Origin of the sequence: Pseudomonas mediterranea CFBP 5447, from assembly GCF_000774145.1 — a bacterium.
In the GTDB taxonomy this organism is placed as follows: Bacteria; Pseudomonadota; Gammaproteobacteria; order Pseudomonadales; family Pseudomonadaceae; genus Aquipseudomonas; species Aquipseudomonas mediterranea.
In genome coordinates this window covers 531,882-557,109 of sequence record NZ_KN322984.1, presented here as the reverse complement: position 1 = coordinate 557,109, position 25,228 = coordinate 531,882, and the positions used below count along the sequence as shown (strand labels likewise).

Sequence of the window (25,228 nt, the reverse complement as noted above, 5' to 3'; positions counted from 1 at the left end):
ATCTGCTGATGCAGGTAGGGGTTTTGTTTTTGCCTGCAGAAAAAGCCTGCGAAAGCTCGAAATAAATTTGCACAGTTATTTTTGAGCTGGAGCACTAGAATAGCCCCACCTCAGTTGAGCCCGAGTTGTTTATGCCCGACCCGTTGGACACCCATCGGCTGTCAGAACTGCCTTTAGGCGAACTGATAGCGTGCCATGAGTGCGACCTGTTGATGCGCAAGCCTCGACTGTCCCATGGTGAGAAAGCCGAATGCCCCCGTTGTGGATATGAGCTCTACGCCCACCGGCCCAATGTTGTCGAGCGCAGTCTTGCCTTGGTCATCGCTGCCCTCCTGTTGTATGTGCCCGCGAACTTTTTACCCATCATGCAGCTCAACCTGCTCGGCCAATCCTCCCAGGACACCGTGTGGAGTGGCGTGGTCGGTCTGTTCGATAGCGGCATGCAAGGCATCGCGGTGGTGGTGTTCCTGTGCAGCATGGGTGTACCGCTGCTCAAGCTGCTTTGTCAGTTGGCTGTACTGTTGACCATTCGCTGGAACGTCGGCCGCAGCTACGGCTTGTTGCTGTATCGCATTTATCACCACCTGCGGGATTGGGGGATGCTTGAGGTCTATCTCATGGGCGTGTTGGTGGCCATCGTCAAGTTGGCAGACATGGCCGCGATCAGCGTGGGCCTGGGGTTGGTGTGTTTCATCAGTTTGTTGCTGGTCCAGGTCTGGTTGGAGGTGGTGATGTCGCCGCATCAGATCTGGCAAGCGTTATCAGGAGAGGATGCCCATGCGGGCGATTGATGCAGGCATTCTGATCTGTACCGAATGCCATGAACTGAATCGGCTGGATGCCGATGTCGACGCACAGGCTTGTACCCGCTGCGGGGCACGGATTCATCCCCGTCGCCCGAACAGTCTGATGCGCACCTGGGCGCTGCTGATCACCGCGGCAATTCTCTACATTCCGGCCAATATGCTACCGATCATGACGATCAACTCGCTGGGTCACGGTGCCCCCAGTACCATCATGGCCGGCGTCATCGAGTTGGTGCAGCACGGCATGATCCCGATTGCCGCCGTGGTATTCATCGCCAGTATCCTGGTTCCTACCTTCAAGCTGGTGGGCATTGCCTTGTTGTTGTTTTCCGTGCAGCGGCACCAGCCCATGTCCGCAAGGCAACGCATCCTCATGTACCGTTTCATCGAGTTCATTGGCCGTTGGTCGATGCTGGATATTTTCGTGATCGCGATTCTGGTGGCAGTGGTGAATTTCGGACGGCTCGCCAGTGTCGAAGCCGGTCTCGGCGCGATTGCCTTTGCCAGCGTAGTGATTTTGACAATGATTGCCGCAGTAACCTTCGATCCCCGACTGATTTGGGATAACACGGAGTCGGATAACGACCATGACTGATTTGCCTACCGCTAAAACCCGACCGGCCTCGAACTGGTCGGCCATCTGGGTCTTGCCGCTGATTGCCTTGATCATCGGGGGATGGCTCGGCTGGCGGGCTTATAACGAGACCGGGATCGAGATCAGCGTGCGCTTCGAGAGCGGCGAGGGTATTCAGGTCAACAAGACCGAGGTGGTCTACAAGGGGATGCCGGTCGGCAAGGTGAAGGCCCTCACCCTGGACGACGAAGGCAGCTCGAAAGGGGTGATCGCGACCGTCGAGATGAACAAGGACGTAGAACAGTACCTCAAGACCGGAACGCGTTTCTGGCTGGTCAAACCGAGCGTGAGCCTGGCCGGGATCACCGGTCTGGAAACCCTGGTATCGGGTAATTACGTGGCGATCAGCCCGGGTGAAGGCGAATCCACCCGCAAGTTCAAGGCCCTCGCCCAGGAGCCACCGCTGTCGGACGCCAAGCCGGGCTTGCACCTGACCATCAAGGCTGACCGGTTGGGTTCGCTGGATCGGGGCAGCCCGGTGTTCTACAAGCAGCTCCAGGTCGGGCAGGTGAAGAGTTACCAGCTATCCGAAGATCAGAACACGGTGGAGATCAAGGTCTTCATCGAACCGACCTATGCCAGTCTGGTGCGTAAACATACGCGCTTCTGGAACGCCAGCGGGATCAGCATCGATGCCAATCTCTCAGGCGTCAAAGTCCGCAGCGAATCCCTGGCAAGTATCGTTGCCGGTGGTATTGCGTTTGCCACGCCGGAGAGTCGCAAGGACAGTCCGCCCACGGACCCCAGCCTGCCGTTTCGTCTTTACGAAGACTTTGACGCCGCCGCTGCCGGCATTCGCGTGAAGGTCAAGCTCAGCGACTTCGAAGGTTTGCAGGCCGGCCGTACGCCGGTGATGTACAAAGGCATCCAGGTCGGCAGCCTGAAGAACCTCAAGATTGACCCTGACCTGTCCAGCGCTACGGCCGAATTGACCATGGACCCACTGGCTGAAGACTACCTGGTAACCGGTACTCAGTTCTGGGTCGTCAAGCCGTCGATTTCCCTGGCGGGTATCACCGGCCTGGAAGCGCTGGTCAAGGGCAACTATATTGCCGTGCGACCCGGTGACAAGGGCGCGGCCCCCCAGCGCGAATTCGAAGCCAGGGCGAAGGCGCCGCCGCTGGATTTGCGCTCGCCCGGCCTGCATCTGGTGCTGTTGACTGAAAACCTTGGATCGCTGGAGGTCGGCAGCCCGATCCTCTACAAGCAGGTCAAGGTCGGCTCGGTACAGAGCTACCAGTTTTCCCGCAAGAAAAAGCAGTTGATCGTCGGCGTGCACATCGAGAAGGAATACGAAGGGCTGGTCAACGGCTCGACGCGGTTCTGGAACGCCAGTGGCATTACCCTCACAGGAGGTCTGACAGGGGGAATCCAGGTCAAGAGTGAGTCGCTGCAAAGCTTGATGGCCGGCGGTATCGCCTTCGAAACGCCGGTGCCCAATGTGCCGTTGAAGAGGCGTGTACCCCGCTTCCGCCTGTTCGAGAACCGCGAAGCCGCGCAACAGAACGGTACCGTGGTGACGATCAAGGTCGATCGTGCCGACGGTTTGCGCAGCGGAACACCGATTCGCTACAAGGGCTTGGACGTGGGCAAAGTCGAGGACGTCGATCTCAGTGCCGACCTGCAGTCGGTGCTGCTCACTGCCCGCATCACCGAAGTGCCGGAGCGCATCGCCCGGGTCGGCAGCCAGTTCTGGGTCGTCAAACCCGAGCTGGGGCTGATCAAGACCTCAAACCTGGAAACGCTGGTGACCGGTCAGTACCTCGAAGTGCTGCCGGCGGTAAAAAACCTTGGGCCGCAGAAGAACTTCGTGGCCCTTGCCAACCCACCGGAAAGCGCTGTTCCCGAAGCCGGTTTGAGCCTGGTACTCAGCGCTGCCCGCCGTGGTTCGTTGAAAACGGGCGTGCCGGTGACCTATCGCGAGATCACCGTGGGCAAGGTCACCGGTTATGAGCTGGGCCAGACGGCGGATCGGGTGTTGATCCATATCCTGATCGAACCCAAGTACGCGCCGCTGGTACGCAGTGGTACACGGTTCTGGAACACCAGTGGTTTCGATATGGACTTCGGATTGTTCAAGGGCGCGACGGTGCGGACCGAGTCGCTGGAGACGTTGATCCAGGGTGGCGTCGCTTTCGCGACGCCGGATGGCGAGAACATGGGCAGCCCGGCGCGGCCGGAGCAGACCTTCCCGCTGTTCGAAAAGTTCGAGGATGAATGGCTGACCTGGGCGCCGAAGATCAAGTTGGGTAAATAACGGGTCAGCGGTGCCTGTTCCGACGTCATCGCGAGCAGGCTCGCTCCCACAGGGCGGTGTCATCCTCATCCCCGCGATCAGGTGGGAGCGAGCCTGCTCGCGATGGCGCCGGAACAGTCGATACAGGTCTTTCAGACACGCCAATGAAAAAGGCCGCGATCCAATGGATCGCGGCCTTTTTCATTTCCCGGGACCTACCTCACACCGGATCCAGCTCCGGCTCATCGGCCTCTACATTCAGCGTGGCCTTCACCGCATCATGGCGGCGGATGTACTTCCAGTCCGCTTCGTCGATGTAGATGCCGTTCGGGCCGCTGCCGCCTTCCAGGTCGATGGCGACACTGGCACAGACCTGCGGTTTCACACTGGCCAGGATCGGTACGAAGCCCAGTTGCAGGCTGGTTTCCAGCAGCGCCGCCTGGTTCTTTTCGTCGATGTCCGCCGCTTCATCCAGGTAGTACGGCAGGCGCACGCGACCGGCCTGCTCGCGGTCCATCAGGTGCAGCAACAGGTACATGTTGGTCAGCGCTTTGATGGTCATGGTGGTGCCGTTGGACGCCGCACCGTCGATGTCGGTATGGATCACTGGTTGGCCGTTGACCTTGGTGATCTCGAAGGCCAGTTCGAACAGGTCCTTGAGGCCGAGCTGGTTGTGGTTCGCCGCCACCAGGCGCGCCAGGTATTCCTTGGCTTCTTCGTTCTTGTTGTCCTGCTCGGCGCTCTGGCTGAGGTCGAACACCGAGAGAGTCTCGCCTTCCTCGTACTGACCGGCGCTGTGGATGATCTGGTCGATGTGCTTGAGCGCTTCCTTGTTTGGCGCCAGGACGATGCGGAAGCTCTGCAGGTTGGACACCTGGCGCTTGTTGATCTCGCGGTTGAACAACGCCAGTTGGTGTTCGAGGCTGTCGTAGTCACTGCGGATGTTGCGCAGGGTCCGGGCGATGTCGGTCACCGCCGCACGCCGGGCCTTGCCCAGCGTCAGGGCTTCGTCGGTACGGTGGGCATAGGCGTTGATCAGCAGTTGCAGACGGCGCTCCATGTCATCTTCGCTGTCGAACTTGGCGACGCCCTTGAGGCGCACCTGGGCATACAGCGCCTCGATCTGGCCGTCGACCCGCAGCAAGCCCTGCCAACTGTCCTGATAGTCATTGAGCAGCGGCAGCAGGTTGTCCATGGAGTCGTCTACCGGGTCCATGAACGGCGTGCCGAACGGCAGGTCCGCCGGCAGTAGTTGACGGCGGCGCAGGGCGTCGTCGAGGGTGCGCTGCTTGGCTTCCATATCGGCGATCTGCCGGCCCACCAGTTGCAACTTGGCGGAGAGTTGCTGGACGCGCTCGGTGAAGGCATCGCTGGAGCGCTTGAGTTCGTCCTGGGCGGCTTCCATCTGTGCCAGTTGCTCGAGTTTTTCGCCTTCCTCGGCGCTCAGGGTCTGGCTGCGACGGAAGTCTTCCAGGGCCTTTTGCGCGTCCAGCACCTGCTGGTACAGCGCTTCGGTCTGGGTCTTGCTCGCCGCACGGTCGGCCGCCACGGCTTGCTGGGTCTTGAGCTGCTTGAGTTCTTTTTCCAAGCGCTCTTTCTGGTCCCGCAACGCGGCGCGATCGGCCAGGGCTTGCAGGGCCGGCGGCTCGATGTGGGACAGGTCGATGGACAGGCCCGGCACTTCGAAACGCTCACCCTTGAAGCCGTCGAGGATCAACTCCACGGATTTGACCCAGTCGCCGTTCTCGTCCAGCGCGATGCCATGCTCGCCCAGCGGCAGGCTGAACAGGGCGCTGTTGAACAGGCGCATCAGGCGCTCGACGTCCTGTTGCGAGAACTCTTCCCGCAGGCGCGCGTAGCTGTTGTTGTCGGCGTGATCGAGTTGCTGCTTGACCGATTTCAGGCGTTTTTCCAGATCCCGCAGACGCTCCTCCAGGTCTTCGGCGCTGAATTGCCGGGACTGGGCCAGGGCGCCGGCCAGTTCGTCGTGAGCGTCCTTGGCGGCGAGCAGTTGCTGCTCCAGGACCTTGACGTCATCCACCAGGGCGAAGCGATGCTTGAGCACCGACAGTTCGCCGAGCCAGCGCTGGATGCCAGTGATTTCCCGCTCCAGGCGCATCAGCTCCTGGGTGCTGCCGCGCTGGTCGTTCTGCAGTGAGTCCTGCTCGTTGCGGTAGTGCTCGGCCTGGATGGTCAGCTCTTCCTTGCGTGCACCGGCGTAGTCCGACCAGGTGCCCAGCAATGAGTCGAGCAAGGGCGACAGGCGATGCAGTTTGCCGCGCAGGATATCGCGCTGCTTTACGCCATTGGCCAGGGCTTCCACCAACGGACCTGCGGCCACCAGGGAGTTGTAGTCCTGCTCCATGCGTCGTACGTCGCGGAAGGCTTCTTCGCACGCGGCGATGTAGTCCACGCTGCCGGAACGCAGGCTGTGTTCGAAGGCATCGAGGAACAGTTGCTTGAGCTTGGCTGCGGTGATTTCGCGCATGTGCAGCAGGTTGATGAACAGCGCACGGAACGTCTTGAGGCTTTGCTCGCTGGTGGAGCGCAGCGGGATCAGCGTCAGGTCCAGGGGAATCGAGGTATGACCACCCACCAATAGACGACGCAGTTCATCAGGCTTGAGTTCATAAGCCTTGAGACCTTCGCGCTCCAGATTGGTGAACAGTTCTTTCTGACGCAGGCAGGTGTCGTTTTTCTGGTAGTGGGCCAGGTCCAGTTTGCCGGCGTAGGCAAAGAACTGGTGACCGAAACCGCCGCCGGGGCCGCGACCGACCACGCCGATCACATGAGGGCCGTGAGGCAGGGCGACTTCCACCAGGATGTAGCTGGTGTCGGACGCGAAGTAGAAACGCCGGGATTGTTCCAGGCTGTACTTGCCGAAGCTCATGTCGGACATGCGCGCCAGGATCGGGAACTGCAAGGCGTTGATCGAGGCGGATTTACCGAGGTTGTTCGCGCCATACACCGACAGCGGCTCTTCCAGCGGGAACAGGCCCAGGCTGTAGCCGGCGGTGTTCAAAAGGGCAAAGCGGCGGATGCCGTAGCGTTCCTGGCTCATGCGTCGGTCTCCTGTTCTTCGGCAATGGCGCGGGCCAGTGCGTCTTCTTCGCTTTCGTCTTCAAACGGCGCCAGGTCGAGCGGATCGTCGGTTTGCAGCAGCTTCTCGTCGCTGTCTTCGTCGATCAGTACCGGTGCCGGCAACGGCAGCACGCTGTGCACGCTGGCCGCCAGGTCGCGGTCCTGCTGGACCGACAGGCAGACGTCGAGGAACCGGTGCATCGGCGGCAGGAAGCGGTACACGCCGTTGTCTTCGCTGGCGAAGCCCAGTTGGGTCATGCGGCGCATGATTTTTTCTTCCAGCTCTTCCTGGGTCTGTACTTCGGCCTGGATGAACAGGTCGCGGTACTTTTCCAACAATGAAGGCAGCTCATCGCGGCCCAGGCTGCCACCGTCGAGCACGGCAATCGGGTCACGGCCCTGGTCGGCCAGGTGCTCGACGAGGATGAAGGTGAACAGCGCCAGGCGCTGGGCGGTCTTGTTCACCGCCGCAGCCGCCAGATCCGGCACGAAGTAGTAGAAACCACGGGTATCGCACACCAGTTCGAAGCCCAGGGCCTTGAACAGCGTGCGGTACTGGTCCTGGAAATTCGACAGTTGCGCGTACAGCTCCGGGTCGCGGCGGCTGACGTGGTAACCCTTGAACAGCTCGCGAAAGATCGGCGCCAGCTGGGACAGTTCGGATAGATCAAGATGCATGGGGGATGCTCGCAGAATCCTCGGCAGCGTCGCGGGCCGAGAGCAGGGCGAAGGAGCGCAGGCTGACCTGATGCTCGTGAGTGTGGTATTCGCGACGCTCCAGGCGCTCGCGCTTGAAGCGTTTTTCCCGCGACAGGCGCGAGAACCAGTACAACAATTCGTCGGTGGCGCCGCCTGGCTCTTGCTCCAGCAGCCAGACCATCAGGTCCGGCAGCGGCAGGGCGTCTTCGCAACGCTCGACCATCTCGCGCACGGTACGCGGCGCCCGTGGGGCATCGCCGCCCTGGTGGGTCTTGTGGGACTTGGGGAAGCGCGCCGGTTTCGGTTCGAAGCGGGCCAGGGCGTAGACATAGGCTTCAACCTGGCTGGCGCTGCCGAGGAAGGTGCTTTGCGGCCGGGTGAACAGCGGCATGGCCGCCTGGGGCACGGCATCGATGCCTTTACGACGGATGGCGGCCAGGGCCAGGGCCGCGCCGCGGGTCACGGCGTTATGACGGCGGGCCTCTTCGCGCAACGGCAGGAGCAGTTCGCGGGCATGGCGCAGGGTCAGCTGGGCACTGGTCTGCATCTCGAGAATGCGTGCGTGGGTACGCAGCAGCATGTCGTCGTCCACCAGGTGACCGAGTCGTTGCTGTTCGGTGAGCATGCGCAACAGTACATTCTCGACCTTGCGCACGCCTTGCTCGAACGCACCGTCGGCGTTCACCAACTGGATCATCGGTTCGACGTATTCGTCCCAGGTCGCCAGCACTTCAGCGTAACGCTGGCGCAGCGGGATCTGCCGGTCGCTGGTCTTGGCCCGTTCGGCCACGGCCACCAAGGCCTGTTCGTCGTTGGCGAGTTTCTTCAGCACGTCGCGCACGCGCATGTCCAGCAGGCGCAACTGGCGCGCCAGGTCGTTGCCGTCGCGCACGTCGAAAGCGTCCTGGATGTAGCCGGCCAGACGTTCGAGGTGACGCAGGTAGGCTTCGATCTCCAGGCACAGGCCCAGCCGGTGTTCGCGACGCAGGTAAGCGAGGAAGTCATGGATCTGGGCGTTCAGCTCGAAGCGGTTCGGGCTTTTCGCCACCGGCACGAGGATGTCCAGGCGGATCCACACGTCCAGCAGGTTGGTGATGTCCTGGGGCGTGCTGTCCAGCTGTTGGGCGGCCAGTTGTGAACGCAATTCGTTGAGGCTCAGGGTGCCCTGGTCGAAGTGCTCGCACAAAGGTTCCAGCAATGCCCAGTGTTCAGCGAGGGCGCGCAAGACGCGCTTGGGTTCGATCATCGCAATGGCCGTCGGGTTGGCAATTAAAAGGGGCGATTGTACTGCATCGGGCCCGTTGCGATTCACCCCCGAGACGGACTGTCGTCTGTATTGCCTAACTAATGACTCAACAAAGAAGCGATCCGCGGCGAAGGGCGGTAGAATCCCTCCCACTTTCAGTTACCCACAAGTGGCCGACCTTTGCTTATCGAGTCCCGTCGTCGCGCCTATCTGACCGCTATGCAGGTGGTCAATTGGCTGCCGCGCACCGAATTGCCGTTCGCCGCTCCTTCGCGGCCCGAACTGCTGGAAATGCCTGAGCCGGCAGAACTCGCGCCGGTTGTGGCGACGCCTGTGGCCCGGACCGTGGCCGAGCCGGCGGCACCTGTAGCCGAACGGCCGAAAATCGAGGTTCCACGGCCGAGCCCGTCCTCGCCCCGCACTGCTGTCAAACCGGTGGAGGACGCGCAAGAGGCGCCGGCTCCGGCCAGGGTAGCCCCGGTCCCGCCACCGCGTTTCGCCCTGCAATTGCTGCGGGCCGGACGCTGCCTGCTGCTGGTGGAACTGCCCACCGGCGAGCCGTTCCAGAGCCGCGATCCCGCGTACCTGCTGCTCAAGGACATGTTGCGCGCCGCCGGTCTGCCGGACAGTCCGCAGATCGTGGGTGAACCGGTGCGCTGGCCGCTGTTGTCCCGTGGGACGATGGACCAGGGCCCGGAAGCGGCGCGGGATTTCGTCCAGGGTTTTGTTTCGGCGCGTCTCGAAGAGGCGCCCTGTGCGTGTCTGTGGTTGATCGGCCTGCCCGCGGTGAAGTTTGCCGGCGAGGCGGACGCGCAAGCGTTCAATCGCGAATTGCAGGTCGAAGGGCTGGGAGCGGCCTGGGCATTACCGGGGCTGGAACTGTTAATGGAAACGCCACAGCACAAGGCTGAAGTCTGGCAAGCCATGCGCCGGCTGATGGCGCGCTGGAAAGAATCGAATGAGTGACGCTGTTTCGTTTCGCCCGATGACCGAGGCGGACCTCGATGCCGTGCTGAAGATCGAATACGCGGCCTACAGCCACCCCTGGACCCGAGGGATATTTCTCGATGGGTTGGGCAAGTACCAGATCTGGCTGATGTTCGAAGGCCAACAGCAAGTCGGGCATGGCGTGGTGCAGATCATTCTTGACGAGGCACACCTGCTCAACATTACCGTCAAGCCGGAAAACCAGGGCCGGGGGCTGGGGTTGCGCCTGCTGGAGCAGCTCATGTCGATTGCGTACAAGGCCGAGGCCCGGGAGTGCTTCCTGGAGGTGCGCGACAGTAACCGCACGGCGTTCCGGTTGTACGAACGCTATGGCTTCAACGAGATCGGCCGGCGGCGGGACTACTATCCGGCGGTGGGTGGGCGTGAAGATGCGGTGGTCATGGCTTGCACGTTGGTGGATTGAGCTGACCGACCTACCGCCTTCGCGAGCCTGCTCGCGATGACGGAGTGTCAGTAGACATATAGGTTCCTGACCCGCCGCCATCGCGGGCAAGCCATGCTCCCACGGGTGTATAGGCAACCCGGAGGGCTGCGTTTCACTCAGCGCTTGCCATCCAGCGGGTCGATATCCGCCATCTCGGCCTCGTCCAGTCCATCGCCCCCGCCAATGTCATTTTCATCCACCACGCTCAGGTCCCAGTCGGCCTGCTCGTCGTCGCCGGCCTCGTGGGCATCCCGGGCGCCGTCTTCGCGGATCAGCGTTTCGGGGCTCATGTCATCGTCGGTCGGTTGATGATCATCCGTCGAGGCGCCGGTCATGCCGGCCTCGCGGACGCGTTCACGGGGCATCAAGTGTTCGCGTTCGTCCTCCGGCAGCTCGTCACCGATTTTCGCGCTGGGCTCATCTTCATCGAATTCCAGTTCATGCATCGAACCCATGCGGTCTTCGTTGTCATCGATGGGCTCCGGTTGCGCCGCATCGAAAGGACGTCGTGAATCATTCATGGCAATTCTCCTGGTTTGGGCCTTACTGGATGGACCGGTAGCCGTGACGAGAATTCCAACGGCATTATCGAAGTGACCTCGACAGCCGCGCCGATGTCAAAGTTGCGCACTGTTCTCGAGGGCAAGACAGCATGAACGAACTACAAGATCTGATTGATAACAACGCGCGTTGGGCCGATGCGATCAAGCAGGAGGATCCTGACTTCTTCGCCAAGCTGGCTCGTCAGCAAACCCCTGAATACCTGTGGATCGGCTGCTCCGATGCGCGGGTGCCGGCCAACGAAATCGTCGGCATGCTGCCGGGCGATCTATTCGTGCACCGCAACGTGGCCAACGTGGTGCTGCACACCGACCTCAACTGCCTGTCGGTGATCCAGTACGCGGTAGACGTGCTCAAGGTGAAACACATCCTGGTCACCGGCCACTACGGTTGTGGCGGTGTGCGGGCCTCGATGCAGGATCGCCAGCTGGGCCTGATCGATGGCTGGTTGCGTTCCATTCGCGACCTGTATTACGAGCATCGCGAAGCGTTGGCCCAACTGCCGACCGAAGAGGAGCGCGTTGATCGCCTGTGCGAACTCAACGTGATCCAGCAGGTGGCCAACGTCGGCCACACCAGCATCGTGCAGAACGCCTGGCATCGCGGACAGAAGCTGTCGATCCATGGTTGCATCTATGGCATCAAGGACGGGCGCTGGAAAAGCCTGGACACCACGATCAGCGGTTTCGAGCAATTGCCGCCGCAGTATCGCTTGCGTCCGGTGGGCGCTCCCTGATCGGACTGGCGTCAGTCGCGGTGACAGCGGCGGCGCCAGTGTTTCAGGAACTTCATGCCCTGTTCGTTGGGCGGTTCGTCGTAGCCGGTGATCCAGCCATGGCAATTGGACGAACCGCACCGACAGGCAAACTGCCGGTAGAGTTTCCGTTCGGTACTGGCGTGATCCATCGTCAGGCAATCACCCGCGTGGATGGGCGTCAGTGCCCAGAGCCACAGTTCGCTCATGTCGAGAAAGACATTCGGGTTGCAGGAATGCAACAGCAGTCCGGCGAAGTACGGGTCATACATGTGTATGTCCGGCAGAATCTGCACGGTGTGCAGGCGTCGCCGGCCCACCAGCAACCCCGATACCCTGCACATCCGCTCCATGGGGGCGAACCTTTTCCGGGCGATAACGGCATTGCCGCGCCCGTTGGGCGCGCGTAACACTTCGAAATCACGGGCAGACGGATAACCCAGGCGGAGGCTGAGTGCTTTTTCCGGGTATATGCAGTCCCGGTCCTGCGAAAAGGCTTTATCTGCAACGAAGATGGTCATGACAGTCCTTGTCGGTACAGGCCGACTTGCTGCCGTTGGCGTCCTGCCAACGGTCGTGGGTGACCCGGATAGCTTCCTCCAAGCCCGGCGCGGCATCTACTGTCAACTCTGACAGGCGCCAAAGGCGCTTTCCCGTGTGAGCGAGGGCTTACACGGGAGCACGGGGCCTTATGGCGAGGAGTCCGTCCCCTCGCCACAAGGTCTCTGGGTCATACCGGCTCGGATGGCAGCTGCATCGGCGCCTTCAGTTGCGGAAGTTGCGACTTGATTGCCGGCGTATCGCATTTTTTCGCCGCATCTTCCGGCGACAGCTTGCGAATCGAGGTGTAGAACAACTCGCAGGTTTTTTCCTTTTGCGTGACCTGCCAGGTCTGCGTGCACTGGTTCAATTGAGCGGTTGGATCGCTGCTCGGCTTGCTGCCCATGCCGGCTTGCCAGCAGGCGGCGCTCAGGTCCTGGCCCATGACTTTCAGGCCTGCCGCGTCTGCCTTGGCTTCGTCGCCGCCGTAGCTTTCCGGATCGGCGGCGTACCAGATGTAGCTTGGGTGGTTGGAACCCAGGACCGGAACCTTGACGCCGGTGGCGGGGGAGATGGTCGCCAGGCCGAGCACCGCCACGGTCTGGCCGTATTGGGTCTTGATCCAGTTCCGCACGGGGGCGCCAAAGGCCACCATCGGCAGCGCGGTTCCGCCAGCACTCTGGCTGACTTGCTTGACCATGGTGGTCTGGTAGTCATTGAAGTAATCGTAGACACCTTCCAGCGTGGCGCCGGCAGTGGACGGCGCGGCGATGGGGGCGATGTCGATGATGGTCTGGTAGGCCGGCGTCTGGTCGGCGGCAATGCCGTTGGCCGTCAACAGGGTGGCCCAGCGATCGGTGGTGGCTGACTCCAGGTAGTCCTGGGCCTGGGTCAGGGAGTAATCCGGCGGGAAGTGCAGCAGTTCGACACTCTTGCGGTTTTCCAGGGCCATGCCCAATGGCAGGAACAGGTACCAGTTATAAGCCCATTTCTTGTCGTCGTTGAGCTTCGTGGCGCCCTTGTACGCCAGATCGCCGGCATCGAGCAGCTTGCTCAGTGGTTGGCCATAGGCTTTCGGCACGCCGCTGATATGGGCGTAGATTTTGCCGTTGTCGCGTTTGACGCTGACCTTGGCGCTGCCGTAGCCGTCACGTTGAACGCTTTGGGTCAGGTAATGTTCGACGGTCTGCTCCAGCGTCCAGTTGCGGAAACAGATGACATTGCAGTTGTTGGGGTAAGCGAAGAGGCGGGTGACGCGTTCGGTACTGCCAAGTTGTACATCGATGTCGGCGGCGTGGACGGTGGCACTCAGGGCCAGGGCGGCAAGGGGAAATACTGCGAGTTTAGACATGCTCAGATCCTTTTCAGCGTTTGGGCCCTTCGAACAGGGCGCCCCCATACTGAAACAGACCGAGCCGAAGAAAAAGTGGGCCGATGTAAATATCGGCCCTTTTTTATGGCTTTATGGCATCACTGGCGGTAAATAAGCCAATGTCGTTCCCAGCGCCCATAGCAGCACCAGCACCAACGGGGTATGCACCAGCAGTTGCACGAAGGAAAAGCCGATCAAATCCCTGGCCTTCAGTCCCAGTACACCCAGCAAGGGCAGCATGTAGAACGGATTGATGAGGTTCGGCAACGCCTCGGCGGCGTTGTAGATCTGTACGGCCCAACCCAGGTGGTACTCCAGGTCATTGGCCACCTGCATCACATAGGGGGCCTCGATGATCCATTTGCCGCCACCGGAAGGAATGAAGAACCCCAGGACCGCCGAGTAGACACCCATCAACAGGGCATAGGTGTCGTGGGAAGCGATCTGCACAAAAAAAGTCGAAATATGGTGGGCGAGTGTCTGGGCATCGCTGCCCTTGACGGTGGTCAGCAGCGCAGCGATGGAGCCGTACAGCGGGAACTGGATCAGTACGCCGGTGGTGGTCGGTACCGCGCGGGCCACGGCGTCGAGAAAGCTGCGCGGGCGCCAGTGCAACAAGGCGCCGAGCATCAGGAACAGGAAGTTGTAGGTGTTGAGTCCCGAGATCGCGCTGATCGCCGGCTTGGTCGAAAACTCGTGGAACAGCCAGCCGGCGGCCAGTAGCACCAGCGCGATAGTCAGCAGCGGACTGTGTTCCAGCCATTCCCCGGGACGGGTACGGGGTTGCAGGGCCGGCATGCTGAAGCTGGGGTCGATGCCGCACGCGGCGGCGTCCCGGGCGCTGTTCGGGCCTGGGGCGGTCGCGTAGGCCACCAGCAGCGAAATGACGATCAGCGCCAGCAACATCACACCGGACTGCCAGAGGAAAATCGTCTGGGTGAACGGAATGACGCCGGTGATCGACAGGATCGACGGCGGCAGGCTGGCCGGGTTGGCCTGCAATTGCGCGGCCGACGACGATAACCCCAGGGCCCACACTGCGCCGAGGCCCAGGTAAGCGGCGGCACCGGCGGCGCGATAGTCCATTTTCAGATCGGTGCGGCGGGCGAGGGCGCGCACCAGCAAGCCACCGAAGACCAGCGACAGGCCCCAGTTCAGCAATGAGGCAACCATGGAGATCAGCGCGACCCAGGCCACTGCGGAGCGCCCGTTCTTCGGTATCCGTGCCAGGCGGTCGATCAGCCTGACGGCGGGTGGCGAGCTGGCGACCACGTAGCCACCGATCACGACGAAGGCCATTTGCATGGTGAACGGGATCAGGCTCCAGAAGCCATCGCCAAACGCCATGGCGGCGGCTGTGGGCGTGGCGCCGATGAACTGCGTCGCCAGCGCGACCACCAGCACCGCCAGCGCGGCAAAGACCCAGGAGTCGGGAAACCAGCGTTCGGCAAAACTGGAACAGCGTAAGGCGAAGCGGGCGGAGCGGCTGTCTTGGATGTCGGTGGTCACGGCGATTACCTCGATTCTTATGATTGATTTTATGGATACGGGCATCTGGAGCGGCGAGGCCCCGACAACGGTAGAACAACTCACTGACCGTGAAAGATGGGCCAGGGTTCGCCAGCGATCTGCAAAGCTCCAGGCCGACCAACGGCACTCTTTAGAAAAAAGTCGTCGGGCCGATGGCATGAGAACAGCTTGTCAATTCTCCTGCCACCCGGAGCATGTCTATGTTCAATCAACGCTTGAAGCAGGAGCTGACGGCTCTTCGCCAAGAACTCTCCAGCCTCATGCAAGTGAAGGAAAGCCTGGACCTCGAAATGCTGGCGCTTACCCTCGATGCAGAAGGGCGGGTGCAGACGGTCAATCAGAAGTTTCTCGACGAAATGCACTACAAGAGCCAGGACCTCATTGGCCGGGGTGTGGAAGACCTGGTGCCGGGCTACTTGAGGTCCAATGAGTTCCAGCTTCGCTTCAAGTCGGCATTGACCCGTGGCGAGCATTTCTCTGGCGCCGTGCGCCTGCTGCGGGGCAACGGCAAGGAAGCCTGGTTGCGTTCGATTCTTCAACCCGTAAAAGGGGCAGATGGGCGAGTCCGTTATTTCTCGATGTACTCCAATGACCTGACCCGCACCATCGAGGGTTCTCGCGAACATGAAAACCTCATCGGTGCGTTGGTACGTTCAACGGCCGTGATCGAATTTGACCTGGACGGTCACGTACTGACAGCCAATGATCGCTTTCTCAATGCCATGGGCTACAGCCTGGCGCAGGTCAAGGGCAAGCATCACCGCACCTTTTGCGAGCCGGAGGAATACAACAGCCCGGCCTACCAGCAGTTCTGGAAACGCCTGAACAGCGGTGAGTTCGTTGCCGGCCGCTTCAAGCGCCTCGACAGCAATGGCCGTGAAGTGTGGCTGGAGGCTTCCTACAACCCGGTGGTCGACGCCAACGATAGACTGTACAAAGTGGTCAAGTTCGCCACGAACATCACCGACCAGGTCAACCAGGAGAAGGCCGTCGCCGAGGCCGCCAACATCGCCTACAGCACCTCGCTGCAAACCGACAACAGCGCCCAGCGTGGTACCACTGTGGTGACCCAGGCCGTAGACGTGATGCGTGACCTGGCCCGGCACATGCAGACCGCCGGCGAGGGCATCGAAGCACTGAACGAGCAATCCCTGGTGATCGGCACCATCGTCAAGACCATCAGCGGCATCGCCGAACAGACCAACCTGCTGGCGCTCAACGCGGCCATCGAAGCTGCTCGTGCCGGCGAGCAGGGTCGAGGCTTTGCGGTGGTGGCCGATGAAGTGCGGCAACTGGCGTCGCGTACCAGCCAGGCCACCGATGAAATCGTCGGCGTGGTCCGCCAGAACCAGGACATGGCACGCAATGCCGTGTCGTTGATGACGGATGGCCAACACCAGGCCGAGCAAGGCCTTGCCCTGGCTGCCGAGGCGGGGACGGTGATCGTCGAGATCCAGGATGGGGCGAAGAAAGTGGTCGATGCCGTGAGCCAGTTCGCCAATCAGCTATCGACTTGATGCTGGGGTTATTGTTTTTTACACATTAATTATTGTTATACGATAATTTCGTGGCTATGTTTGGCGCTCTCGTACTCTATTGGAGCCCTGACATGTGTTCGAATCGTCTCGCCCTGTACAGCCAGCGCATGGCTGCCGTCACGCTTGTTTTCATTGTCGCGATGATGGCCGTCAATGCGGCTGCCTGGCTGTTTCCTGATATCGCGTCAAAATACGGCCTGGGCTTTTCCCTGACCGAGCGGCAACTGTCCAGTCTGCCCGGAGGGGCGACGGTGCTGACGGGCTGGCAACGTCTTGGCGGGATTCTGTTGTCCAGCGTGCCTCTGCTGGCGCTGGCGGCCGGGCTGGTCAACCTGCGCCAGCTCTTCAGGCGCTATGCCCAGGGGCAGTATTTTTCCAGTGAGGCGGCGGTTTACTTGGGAAATGCGGGTCGCGCGGTAGCGCTGTGGGTGCTGCTGGATTTCCTGTGCGAGCCGTTTCTCAGCCTGCTGGTCACAATCAACGCGCCGGTCGACGAGCGATTGCTGACCATCAGCATCACCGCCCCGTCCTTCGTCGCCTTGTTCCTGGCCGCCTGTATCGCAATCATTGCCCGGATATTGTCCCAGGCCAGTGAAGTCGACTCAGAAAACAGAACTTTCGTTTGAGAACCCCATGCCTATCGTTATTCAACTGGATGTGATGCTGGCGACGCGCAAGGTCAAATCCAAGGACCTGGCCGCCGCCATAGGCATCACGGAAGCCAATCTCTCCCTGTTGAAGCAGGGAAAGGTCAAGGGCATACGCCTGGCGACGCTCGAGGCCATCTGTAATTACCTGGAGTGTCAGCCCGGCGATCTGCTGATTTATCAACCCGAGAGCGAACAGGCGTGAGCGAGCCGGATATCCGCTCAGTCCCCCAGCGCCTCACCTTCACGCCGGGGATCCGCCCCCCCGGCCAGTGATGATTTCCCTTGCGTATCGCGCACCCGGACGATGGCCTGGGTGCCGCTGGTCATGTCGATTTCGCTCACGGTATGGCCTTTATCTTTCAGCGCCTGGATCAACGCTGGGCTGAATTGCCCCTGTTCCAGCTCAGTGGGGCCATTGCGGCTGCCGAAATTGGGCAGGTTGATGGCGGTTTGTGGGTCCAGGTTCCAGTCCAACAGGCCTATCACCGATTTGGCCACGTATTCGATGATCTGCGACCCTCCCGGCGAGCCGATGGCGACCAGCAGCTCACCGCTCTGGCGATCGAAAATCAGCGTCGGTGCCATGGATGAGCGTGGACGCTTGCCGGGTTCGACGCGGTTGGCGACTTTTTGTCCATTCTCTTCCGGGATGAGCGAGAAGTCGGTCATCTGGTTGTTGAGCATGAAACCCTGGACCATCAGATGTGAGCCGAATGCCGATTCCACGGTGGTGGTCATGGACACGGCGCCGCCTTGGTCGTCCACCGCCACCACTTGCGAGGTGGAGATACGCAGCGGCGAACGGTCCGGGGCGTAGGCCACCTGGATGCCCGGTGGCGTACCAGGCTTGGCGACGCCCATGCTGCGCGGACCGACCAGGTTGGCGCGGCTGGCCAGGTAGCCGGGGTCGACCAGGCCCTTGACCGGTACAGGCACGAAGTCCGAATCGGCGACATACTGGGCACGGTCCGCGTAGGCCAGGCGTTCGGCTTCGGCGATCAGATGCACGGCTTCGGGCGCAGGCTCGAGGCCGGCGGGTTTGTCGCTCTTGATGGGTTTCATGGGGGCGAGGGCGGTGTGGCTGTCGCGCTGTTCCAAAGCCTGCAAGGTCCCGAGAATCTGCGCTACGGCGATCCCGCCTGAAGAGGGTGGGGCCATGCCGCAGACTTGCCAGCGCTTGTAATCGGTACACAGCGGCGCACGCTCCCGGGCGGCGTAGCCTTTCAGGTCGTTCAGCGAAAGGCTGCCGGGGTTGGCGTGGCCCTGCACCTTGGCGACGATTTCCCGGGCCACCGGCCCTTCGTACAACGCATCGGGACCTTCATTGGCGATGCGCTTGAGCACACCGGCCAATGCCGGATTCTTCAGCAGGGTGCCGACGGCTTTCGGGCTGCCATCGGTATTCAGGAAGTAAGCGGCCATGTCCGGCGAGCCTGGCAGGGACGCGTCGCCGGCAATGAGCGAGTGCAACCGGGGCGAGATCGGAAAGCCTTGTTCCGCCAGCTTGATGGCCGGTTCGAACAGCGTTGCCCATTTCAAGCGTCCGTGTTTTTGGTGGGCCAGTTCCAGCGCGCGTAACACACCCGGCGTGCCGACCGAACGGCCGCCGATCTGCGCGGCGGTAAACGGCATGGGTTTGCCATCGGCCTGCAGGAAAAGTCGTTCGGTAGCGCCGGCCGGTGCCGTTTCGCGGCCATCGTAAGTACGCACGGCCTTGCCGTCCCAGAGCACGATGAATGCTCCGCCGCCGATGCCGGAAGACTGGGGTTCCACCAAGGTCAACACCGCTTGCATCGCAATCGCCGCGTCGATGGCCGAGCCCCCACGCCGCAACATCTCTCGCCCGGCTTCAGCCGCCAAAGGGTTGGCTGCGGCGGCCATGTGCCGGTCGGCGTGGCGGACCTGCAGATCGGCGCGGTAACCGGAGGTGATTTCCGGTGCGCTGGGTAATGTGGGTGTGGAGGAGGAGGGTGGAGCCTTACAGGCAACAAGGGTGAGGGCAATAGCCAGCAACGAGGCGGCTGACAGGCGATGAAGGTTCGGCTTGAGGTCTGTAAACACGTGTTGCTCCATCCGTGGCATGGAATATAGAGTCGGACTGTAGCGATGCGAGACGCAGGGTGCAAACCGACGGGACCCGCTTCTCAGCTGTACCGCCATAAACAGGATTGACCCGCATCACGGAGGAATGACCTGATGAAACTGATTGGCATGCTGGATTCTCCCTATGTCCGCCGCGTGGCCATCTCGCTTGATCTGATGGGCGTCTCGTTCGAGCATGTCGCACTGTCGGTATTCGGTTCGTTCGAGGCATTCCGCTCGATCAACCCGGTGGTAAAGGCCCCCAGTCTGGTGCTGGATGACGGTAGCGTGTTGATGGACTCGACGCTGATCCTCGACTACTTCGAGGCGCAGAGCCCTACCGAAAAGAAGTTGATGCCACAACAGGCAGTGCCCTTGCTCGCTTCGTTGCAGATGCTGGGGTTGGCGCTGGCTGCGTGCGAAAAGGCCGTGCAGATTGTCTATGAGCGCCAATTACGCCCTGAGGAAAAACGTCATCAGCCTTGGCTGGATCGGGTGGTCGGGCAGCTGCTGGCGGCCTGTCGCGAATGGGAAGCCCGGCAGGCGTGCGTGCCGCCGACTGTCGAGGACAGGCCGGATCAGGCCGCCATCACCAGTGCAGTCGCCTGGTCCTTCATCCAATTGATGATCGCCGATATCGTCAGGGCAGATGATTTTCCCGGGTTGCAGGCTCATGCGGCACAGTTGGAAGAAACCGAATGGTTCAAGCGCTATCCCCAGGGTTGAGGGCGGTACGTTGTATTTGCAGGCGCCGAATATGGGGACAGAGCGTAAATGAATTGAACGGTTCGCCATGGCGAGGCGTAAACAGATCCTGTGGGATCAGCCAGTTTTTTCGAGGCATAAAAAAACGGCTTATCTTTCGATAAGCCGTTTTTAGTACTTGGTGGCTACACAGGGACTTGAACCCCGGACCCCAGCATTATGAATGCTATGCTCTAACCAACTGAGCTATGTAGCCAAGTGGCGCGCATTATTCGCCGGTAGCGAGGATGTGTCAAGCGTAAATCTGAAATATTTCTCTGCGCTTTCAACCGCTTATCCATCCTCGCCCCAAATGCCTGTTAACCGAGTTGAAATCTCCCGGTATTCGCACTCAGCGCCTGGCTTCCCTGGCTCAGGGTATCCGCCGCCAGGTTCACCGCCCGTGCGCCGTCCAGCAAGCGCATGGCGGCTTGATCGACCTGCTGGATATTGCCGCTGACCTCGTCGGCTGTGCTGGCCTGTTCGTCCACCGCAGTGGCGATCTGCGCCAGGGTATCGGTAACGCTTTGCACGGCGCTGGCGATTTCTCCCAGGCGCTCGCCCAGGCTGGTGACGGCCTGGGCATCGGTCTGTGCCTGCTCGCAGGCGGCTTCCATCAGGCTGACCGCTTCATTGACCGTAGCGCGCAGGCTGTCGACCGTGCCTGCAATCTGCTGGGTCGAGGATTGGGTACGTTGCGACAGGCTGCGGACCTCATCGGCCACCACGGCGAAACCGCGGCCCTGTTCACCGGCGCGGGCCGCTTCGATGGCGGCGTTGAGGGCCAGCAGGTTGGTCTGCTCGGCCACGCCGCGGATGGTGTCGACCACCAGCTGGATCTGTTGCCCCTGTTCGCTCACCCGGCCCAGCGCGGCGGCGGTGTCGTTGAGGCGCTGGTTGAGCTGCTGGATGCTCGCGGTGGTGCGTTGGCTGTCACGGCTGCTGTCGGCGGCGATGCGCCGGGTTTGTTGGGCACTGTCAGAGGCTTGTTCGCAACTCTTCGCTACGCCTTGGGAGGTTGCAGCCAATTGTGTTGCCGCGGCGGCGATCTGGCTGATTTGCATCTGTTGGGCTTCGACTTCCCCCAGGGCACCGCTGGAATGGGTGTTCAGGGTGCGCACGGCATTGCTGACTTGCGACGTCTCGTGGTCGACCCCCAGCAGGCTGGTGCGCAATTGCACCACGGCGACGTTGAGGGCGGTGCTGATTGCCGCCAATTCATCGCGTCCTTGCACCGGCACTTGCAGGCTGAGGTTGCCGTCACGCAGGGCTTCGGCCAGCAAGGTGATGCCGCTGGCGCTGCGGCGGATGGACGCTTGCAGGCAGACAAAAAGATAGAGCGCCGCCAACAGCAGGCAACCCAGCACCGTCGCCACCAGCGTGAACTGGCGGATCGCCGTGCCGTGATAGTGGTTCAGCCGTGTATCCAGGGCTACCAGGGATTGCTGGCGCAGGGCGGCCAGATCGGACAGCAGGGCGTCCAGGTGTTTCTCGAAGTCTTCCGGCTTGAGGCTGATGGAGCCGCCGAACACGCCGTCATCCAGCACTTTCAGTTCGGCATCCAGATGCTTGAGGCTGCCTTGGTATTGGCCGGCCCAGGTTTGCAGATCGCCAGGCAGGCGTGCTTCCAGCAGCCCACCGGTCTTGAGTAATTGATCCCGGGCATCGCCGATGCGGCTGCGCAGGTCCCGCAGTTGCAGGCGGCTCTGCAGGGTGAACTGGCCCGACACCACCGAAGCCTGTCCGACGCTGGCCAGGCGCCCGACCCGTTCGATCAGTTCGGGGGTCTGCTGGGTCGAGATCTGCGTCAGCAGATAGGTTTCGAGCCAGGAGGCGAGGGTCAGGCGATTGTCCATCACGATCTGCTCACGCAGGGCTTGCAGCGCACTCAGGGCGGCAGTGAAGCGGTCATAACCGTCCGGCCACCAACCCACGGCGCCCAGGCTCTTCGAGTCCAGCCCCTTGAGGCTGGTCTGCAAGGCCTGGTAGCGGGCCAGAATGTCGGCTTCGGCGCCTTCGGCCTGCAAGGTGGCGTTCAGCTCATCGGCGGCCTGGTTGAGGGCCGGTTGCACGGCGTCGAAAGCCGCCATCGCGGCAAGGGTGGCGGGCGTGGGTTGCCGATTGGTTTCCGTGGCGCGCCAACGGGCGGCGCGGTTGCGCTGGGCGGTGAGCAGGTTGTCCAGGTTATCCAGGGCCAACAACTGGCGGACCCCGGCACGTTCCCCGGAAATCAGGCTGAGCTGATCGCGATAATCCTGGCCGATGATCCACAGGCTGCCCATGAGTGGCAGGATGAAGAGCAGGAACAACAGTTGGAATTTACCGGCGAAGCCGAAACGTCCCAATAATCTGATGCCCGGTGATAGAAAAGCCTGCATGCCCATACTCCCCTGAACACCCTTGCACTCTTTTTGTGCGTTTCTACACAAATGCTGAAACAGGTGTTCTTTTAAAAGGCCTCGAAAATTCGCTCTGGTCGCTCTGTACGCGGGCTCTGTAGCGAAACTTCCCATTCTCGGTCCCCTTTGTAAGGGGCCGCGTTATAACGATAAATAAGGCAAGATTCAGACCATGGCGTTGCGCTATCACCTTGTCAGCGGGGATTTTTTTAGGTCGATAGCCTGCTAATGAAAAACCTGCGCACTAAAATGGCACATTGCGGGACCTGTCCGTGTGCGCTCCCCGTTCGCTGAGTGGAAACGATACGAACGTTGGGTCGCCAAGTGTGCTCTCGTTACGACTAAAGTACTGATTTGTATAAGTCCTAAGTTGATGTTGTAGAAATATTGCCCGTGTTAATTTGCTGTTGTGGTTGTTGGTTTGAATGGATTCTGCGGCTTTATTCAAGGGTGATCCTGGGTGACAGCAGAAGCAGGTTTTACATTCTTTCCGCCTATCGCCCTTGCCTCCCTGGAAATAAGCCTCCGGTTTCTGATTCGAACGTCTCTTCCGCTACCGAGTGGATAGAGCGATGAATGCTTGCCCCCCCACTTGCCACGTTTCAATGCTGGTAATCAGCTGTGTCGCCGTGTCCTTGAAGACGTTCGTCCGAGGCGGCGTAAGCAGCAGTGATCGATTGTTATTCGCCATGTCGTGCACACGTTGGAATGCCGCCGTCGTTGTTGACGGTGGCAATAAATAGAATCAGGCAGGGGTCGATATGAAGTTCAAGTCGTTGCAGGCACGTATTTGTGTCACGGCGGGCGTATGCCTGTTTGTTTCATCGGTCAGCCTGGTTGTCTACGGGCTCTTCACCGCTCGTTCCAATGAGCATTATGTTTCGACGGAAGTGACGGCACTGGTTGAAAAATCGACGATCCGGGAAATTCAAAACCTGGCCGAGTCCCGCGCCAACGCCATTCAGGCCAGGCTGCAAACCGCCCTGGATGCAGCCCGCACCATGGCCAATACCTTTGCCGCCGGCAAAGCCGCGCAGAGTCCCCTGGCATTGGGCCGGGATCAGATCAACAGCGTATTGCTCGGTGTCCTCAAGGATAACCCTGACTTCAACGGCACATATTCCTGCTGGGAACCGGATGCGTTGGATGGGCAGGATCACGCTTTCCGAAATGCCCAGGATGGCAATAATCCGCTGACAGGACGTTTCACGCCTTATTGGACACGCAGCGCGGATGGCCATGTCGCGGTGCAACCGCTGGTGGAGTATGACTCCCCGGACCGTCATCCCAACGGTGTGCCCAAGGGCGGCTGGTACAGCGGCCCGCGCGACACCCTGAAGGAAAGTGTGCTGGACCCCATTCCCTATGTGGTCCAGGGCAAGAACGTCTGGTTGACCACCCTGTCGGTACCGATTGTGTCCGGTGGCAAGTTCTACGGGGTGGTCGGGGCGGACTTCGATATCGCTTTCATCCAGAAGCTCAGCGAGCAGATGTCCGCCGATCTTTACGATGGCAAGGGTTCTGTCTCGATCATGAGTAACCAGGGACTGGTGGTCGCGGACAGCAAGCGGACGGATCTGATCGGGCAACCCATCAAGGCGTTGTTGCCCGATTCCTGGGAAAAGGTACTGAGCGATATCCAGCGTGGTCGCGGCGATGGCCTGCTCAACCCGCAAACGCAGAACATTGAAGTGTTGATGCCTATTGAGCTGGGGCGCACGGGTAAGCCGTGGGCAGTGCTCATTCGCTTGCCCAAGGCGGTGGTCATGAGCCAAGCGATTGCCCTGGAACAGGAGCTGCAATCGCGCAGTATCAGCAACAGTGTCTGGCAAGTGTCCGTAGGGCTGGGCATTTCACTGTTGGCCCTCGTTGGCCTTTGGCTGGCCGCGGCAAAAATCGTCGGGCCGATTCGCGAGGCGGCTGCCCTGGCGGCGCAAATCAGCCTGGGGGATTTCTCTCGTCGCCTGGTGCAGAAATCCGAGGACGAAGTCGGGCAGTTGTCCATCGCGCTCAACGACATGTCCGAGAGTCTGCAACGACAGGTCAGGGTGGCTGAGCGCATTTCCGAAGGCGATCTGGACCTGGAGGTCCGACTGTCTTCGCCCCACGATACCCTGGGCAAGTCGCTGGAAAAGATGGTCACCAACTTGAACCAGTTGATTTCTGAAGTCCAGGTCAGCGCCACCCGAATCAGCGGCAGTTCGGCGCAGGTCACCGATCTGAGTCAGTCCTTGTCCGATGGGGCCGCCAACTCTGCCTCGTCCATCACCGAGATCAGCGCAGTGATGACCCAAATGGCTGCCCAGACCCGGGACAACGCCGCCAACGCCAAGAAGGCCGATGAACAATCCCAGGCATCACGGGCCGATGCAGGGGAGAGCGACAAGTTGATGAGCGAACTGATTGCCGCAATGGCCGAAATCGACAGTTCGGGCAAAGACATCACCGCGATCATCACCACCATCGACAACATTGCCGCACAAACCAACCTTCTGGCGTTGAACGCGGCCATCGAGGCCGCCCGGGCCGGTGAACTCGGGCGCGGCTTCGCCGTGGTTGCGGATGAGGTTCGCACCCTGGCGGCCCGCAGCGCCGAGGCCGCGCAGCAGACGGCCGCGCTGATTGCCGACTCTTCGAGCAAGACCCAACGCGGCATGATCATCGCGGGCCGCACCGCCGAGTCCCTCAAGAACATCGTCAGCGGTACCAGCGCGGTGTCCAGCCTGGTTTCGCTGATCTACCAGGCTTCCAGCGAGCAGGCTTCAGGCTTGCAACAGGCCAGTGTCGGGCTGGAACAGATCGACGAGGTGACGCAGAAAAACCAGTCGAGCTCGCAGGAATGCGCGGTGGCGGCCAAGGATCTGTCGGAGCGGGCGTCGCTGATGCAACGGGTATTGAGTCGCTTTAAAGTCAAAGGGGGCTAG

Annotated in this window: 20 protein-coding genes, 1 tRNA gene and 2 pseudogenes; 13 read left to right on the top strand and 10 right to left on the bottom strand. The window is 61.0% G+C overall.

Annotation, left to right across the window (positions count from 1 at the left end; all coding sequences use genetic code 11):
• Positions 1–131 precede the first annotated feature (131 nt).
• Genes N005_RS12285 through N005_RS12275 form a run of 3 tightly spaced genes read left to right on the top strand, consistent with a single transcriptional unit; the run spans position 132 to position 3,697 of the window.
• Positions 132–791 (top strand): paraquat-inducible protein A, encoded by a 660-nt coding sequence (locus N005_RS12285; protein ID WP_047701433.1) that lies wholly within the window; start codon positions 132–134, stop codon positions 789–791.
• Entirely contained in the window at positions 778–1,401 is a 624-nt protein-coding gene (locus N005_RS12280; protein ID WP_047701432.1) for a paraquat-inducible protein A, read from the top strand. Before N005_RS12285 ends, N005_RS12280 begins: the two co-directional genes overlap by 14 nt.
• Complete coding sequence (locus N005_RS12275) at positions 1,394–3,697, top strand: PqiB family protein (RefSeq protein WP_047701431.1); 2,304 nt, start codon at positions 1,394–1,396, stop codon at positions 3,695–3,697. The genes N005_RS12280 and N005_RS12275 overlap by 8 nt, the downstream gene beginning before the upstream one ends.
• Before the next feature lie 199 nt (positions 3,698–3,896).
• Here the strand turns inward: N005_RS12275 and mksF are convergent, their stop codons facing one another.
• The 3 genes from mksF to mksB are packed head-to-tail and all read right to left on the bottom strand — an operon-like array spanning position 3,897 to position 8,702.
• A complete protein-coding gene (gene mksF, locus N005_RS12270) occupies positions 3,897–6,737 on the bottom strand; it encodes an Mks condensin complex protein MksF (RefSeq protein ID WP_047701430.1) in 2,841 nt (946 codons plus the stop codon).
• Positions 6,734–7,435 (bottom strand): Mks condensin complex protein MksE, encoded by a 702-nt coding sequence (gene mksE / locus N005_RS12265; RefSeq protein ID WP_024778194.1) that lies wholly within the window; start codon positions 7,433–7,435, stop codon positions 6,734–6,736. Before mksE ends, mksF begins: the two co-directional genes overlap by 4 nt.
• A complete protein-coding gene (gene mksB, locus N005_RS12260) occupies positions 7,425–8,702 on the bottom strand; it encodes an Mks condensin complex protein MksB (protein ID WP_047701429.1) in 1,278 nt (425 codons plus the stop codon). The genes mksE and mksB overlap by 11 nt, the downstream gene beginning before the upstream one ends.
• A gap of 180 nt (positions 8,703–8,882) precedes the next feature.
• On the opposite strand from mksB, the gene N005_RS12255 reads away from it, so the two are divergent.
• Complete coding sequence (locus N005_RS12255) at positions 8,883–9,668, top strand: energy transducer TonB (protein WP_081993259.1); 786 nt, start codon at positions 8,883–8,885, stop codon at positions 9,666–9,668.
• A complete protein-coding gene (rimI, locus tag N005_RS12250; protein WP_047701427.1) occupies positions 9,661–10,113 on the top strand; it encodes a ribosomal protein S18-alanine N-acetyltransferase in 453 nt (150 codons plus the stop codon). The genes N005_RS12255 and rimI overlap by 8 nt, the downstream gene beginning before the upstream one ends.
• Before the next feature lie 137 nt (positions 10,114–10,250).
• Here the strand turns inward: rimI and N005_RS12245 are convergent, their stop codons facing one another.
• Complete coding sequence (locus tag N005_RS12245) at positions 10,251–10,655, bottom strand: hypothetical protein (protein WP_047701426.1); 405 nt, start codon at positions 10,653–10,655, stop codon at positions 10,251–10,253.
• Between the two features lie 131 nt (positions 10,656–10,786).
• On the opposite strand from N005_RS12245, the gene can reads away from it, so the two are divergent.
• The gene (gene can, locus N005_RS12240) at positions 10,787–11,431 is read left to right on the top strand and encodes a carbonate dehydratase (protein ID WP_041023284.1); all 645 of its coding nucleotides are present in this window, start codon (positions 10,787–10,789) and stop codon (positions 11,429–11,431) included.
• An 11-nt stretch (positions 11,432–11,442) separates the two neighbouring features.
• Here can and N005_RS12235 read toward each other — a convergent pair whose 3' ends face one another.
• From N005_RS12235 to N005_RS12225, 3 genes are all read right to left on the bottom strand, one after another.
• Positions 11,443–11,970 carry an SET domain-containing protein gene (locus tag N005_RS12235; protein ID WP_047701425.1) on the bottom strand — a complete coding sequence of 176 codons (528 nt, stop codon included), beginning with the start codon at positions 11,968–11,970 and terminating at the stop codon, positions 11,443–11,445.
• 209 nt (positions 11,971–12,179) lie between these two features.
• Positions 12,180–13,340: a hypothetical protein gene (locus N005_RS12230; RefSeq protein ID WP_047701424.1), complete on the bottom strand. Its 1,161-nt coding sequence runs from the start codon at positions 13,338–13,340 to the stop codon at positions 12,180–12,182.
• Positions 13,341–13,451: 111 nt separating this feature from the next.
• The gene (locus N005_RS12225; RefSeq protein WP_052126384.1) at positions 13,452–14,915 is read right to left on the bottom strand and encodes a short-chain fatty acid transporter; all 1,464 of its coding nucleotides are present in this window, start codon (positions 14,913–14,915) and stop codon (positions 13,452–13,454) included.
• A gap of 170 nt (positions 14,916–15,085) precedes the next feature.
• On the opposite strand from N005_RS12225, the pseudogene N005_RS29995 reads away from it, so the two are divergent.
• The 4 genes and pseudogenes from N005_RS29995 to N005_RS12210 all read left to right on the top strand — a co-directional run.
• Positions 15,086–15,868 (top strand): annotated as a pseudogene (locus tag N005_RS29995) (PAS domain-containing protein); the annotation flags it as partial.
• A gap of 108 nt (positions 15,869–15,976) precedes the next feature.
• A complete protein-coding gene (locus N005_RS29990) occupies positions 15,977–16,408 on the top strand; it encodes a methyl-accepting chemotaxis protein (RefSeq protein ID WP_371926949.1) in 432 nt (143 codons plus the stop codon).
• A gap of 92 nt (positions 16,409–16,500) precedes the next feature.
• Positions 16,501–17,055, top strand: coding sequence for a DUF2975 domain-containing protein (locus N005_RS12215; RefSeq protein WP_047701421.1), 555 nt, complete (start codon positions 16,501–16,503; stop codon positions 17,053–17,055).
• 7 nt (positions 17,056–17,062) lie between these two features.
• The gene (locus N005_RS12210) at positions 17,063–17,281 is read left to right on the top strand and encodes a helix-turn-helix domain-containing protein (protein WP_047701420.1); all 219 of its coding nucleotides are present in this window, start codon (positions 17,063–17,065) and stop codon (positions 17,279–17,281) included.
• Between the two features lie 17 nt (positions 17,282–17,298).
• On the opposite strand, the gene ggt is transcribed toward N005_RS12210, so the two are convergent.
• On the bottom strand, positions 17,299–19,152 hold the full coding sequence (gene ggt, locus N005_RS12205) for a gamma-glutamyltransferase (protein WP_144402675.1): 1,854 nt from the start codon (positions 19,150–19,152) through the stop codon (positions 17,299–17,301).
• A gap of 123 nt (positions 19,153–19,275) precedes the next feature.
• Between ggt and N005_RS12200 the strand changes: the two genes are divergently transcribed.
• On the top strand, positions 19,276–19,887 hold the full coding sequence (locus N005_RS12200) for a glutathione S-transferase (protein ID WP_047701418.1): 612 nt from the start codon (positions 19,276–19,278) through the stop codon (positions 19,885–19,887).
• Between the two features lie 158 nt (positions 19,888–20,045).
• Here the strand turns inward: N005_RS12200 and N005_RS12195 are convergent.
• Both N005_RS12195 and N005_RS12190 read right to left on the bottom strand, forming a co-directional pair.
• Positions 20,046–20,122: transfer RNA gene (locus tag N005_RS12195), tRNA-Met, on the bottom strand.
• A gap of 103 nt (positions 20,123–20,225) precedes the next feature.
• On the bottom strand, positions 20,226–22,283 hold the full coding sequence (locus tag N005_RS12190; protein WP_047701456.1) for a methyl-accepting chemotaxis protein: 2,058 nt from the start codon (positions 22,281–22,283) through the stop codon (positions 20,226–20,228).
• Positions 22,284–23,065: 782 nt separating this feature from the next.
• Here N005_RS12190 and N005_RS29985 point away from each other — a divergent pair.
• Both N005_RS29985 and N005_RS29980 read left to right on the top strand, forming a co-directional pair.
• A pseudogene (locus N005_RS29985) lies at positions 23,066–24,328 on the top strand (PDC sensor domain-containing protein); the annotation flags it as partial.
• Positions 24,323–25,228 (top strand): methyl-accepting chemotaxis protein, encoded by a 906-nt coding sequence (locus tag N005_RS29980; RefSeq protein ID WP_425337468.1) that lies wholly within the window; start codon positions 24,323–24,325, stop codon positions 25,226–25,228. The pseudogene N005_RS29985 and the gene N005_RS29980, both read left to right, overlap by 6 nt.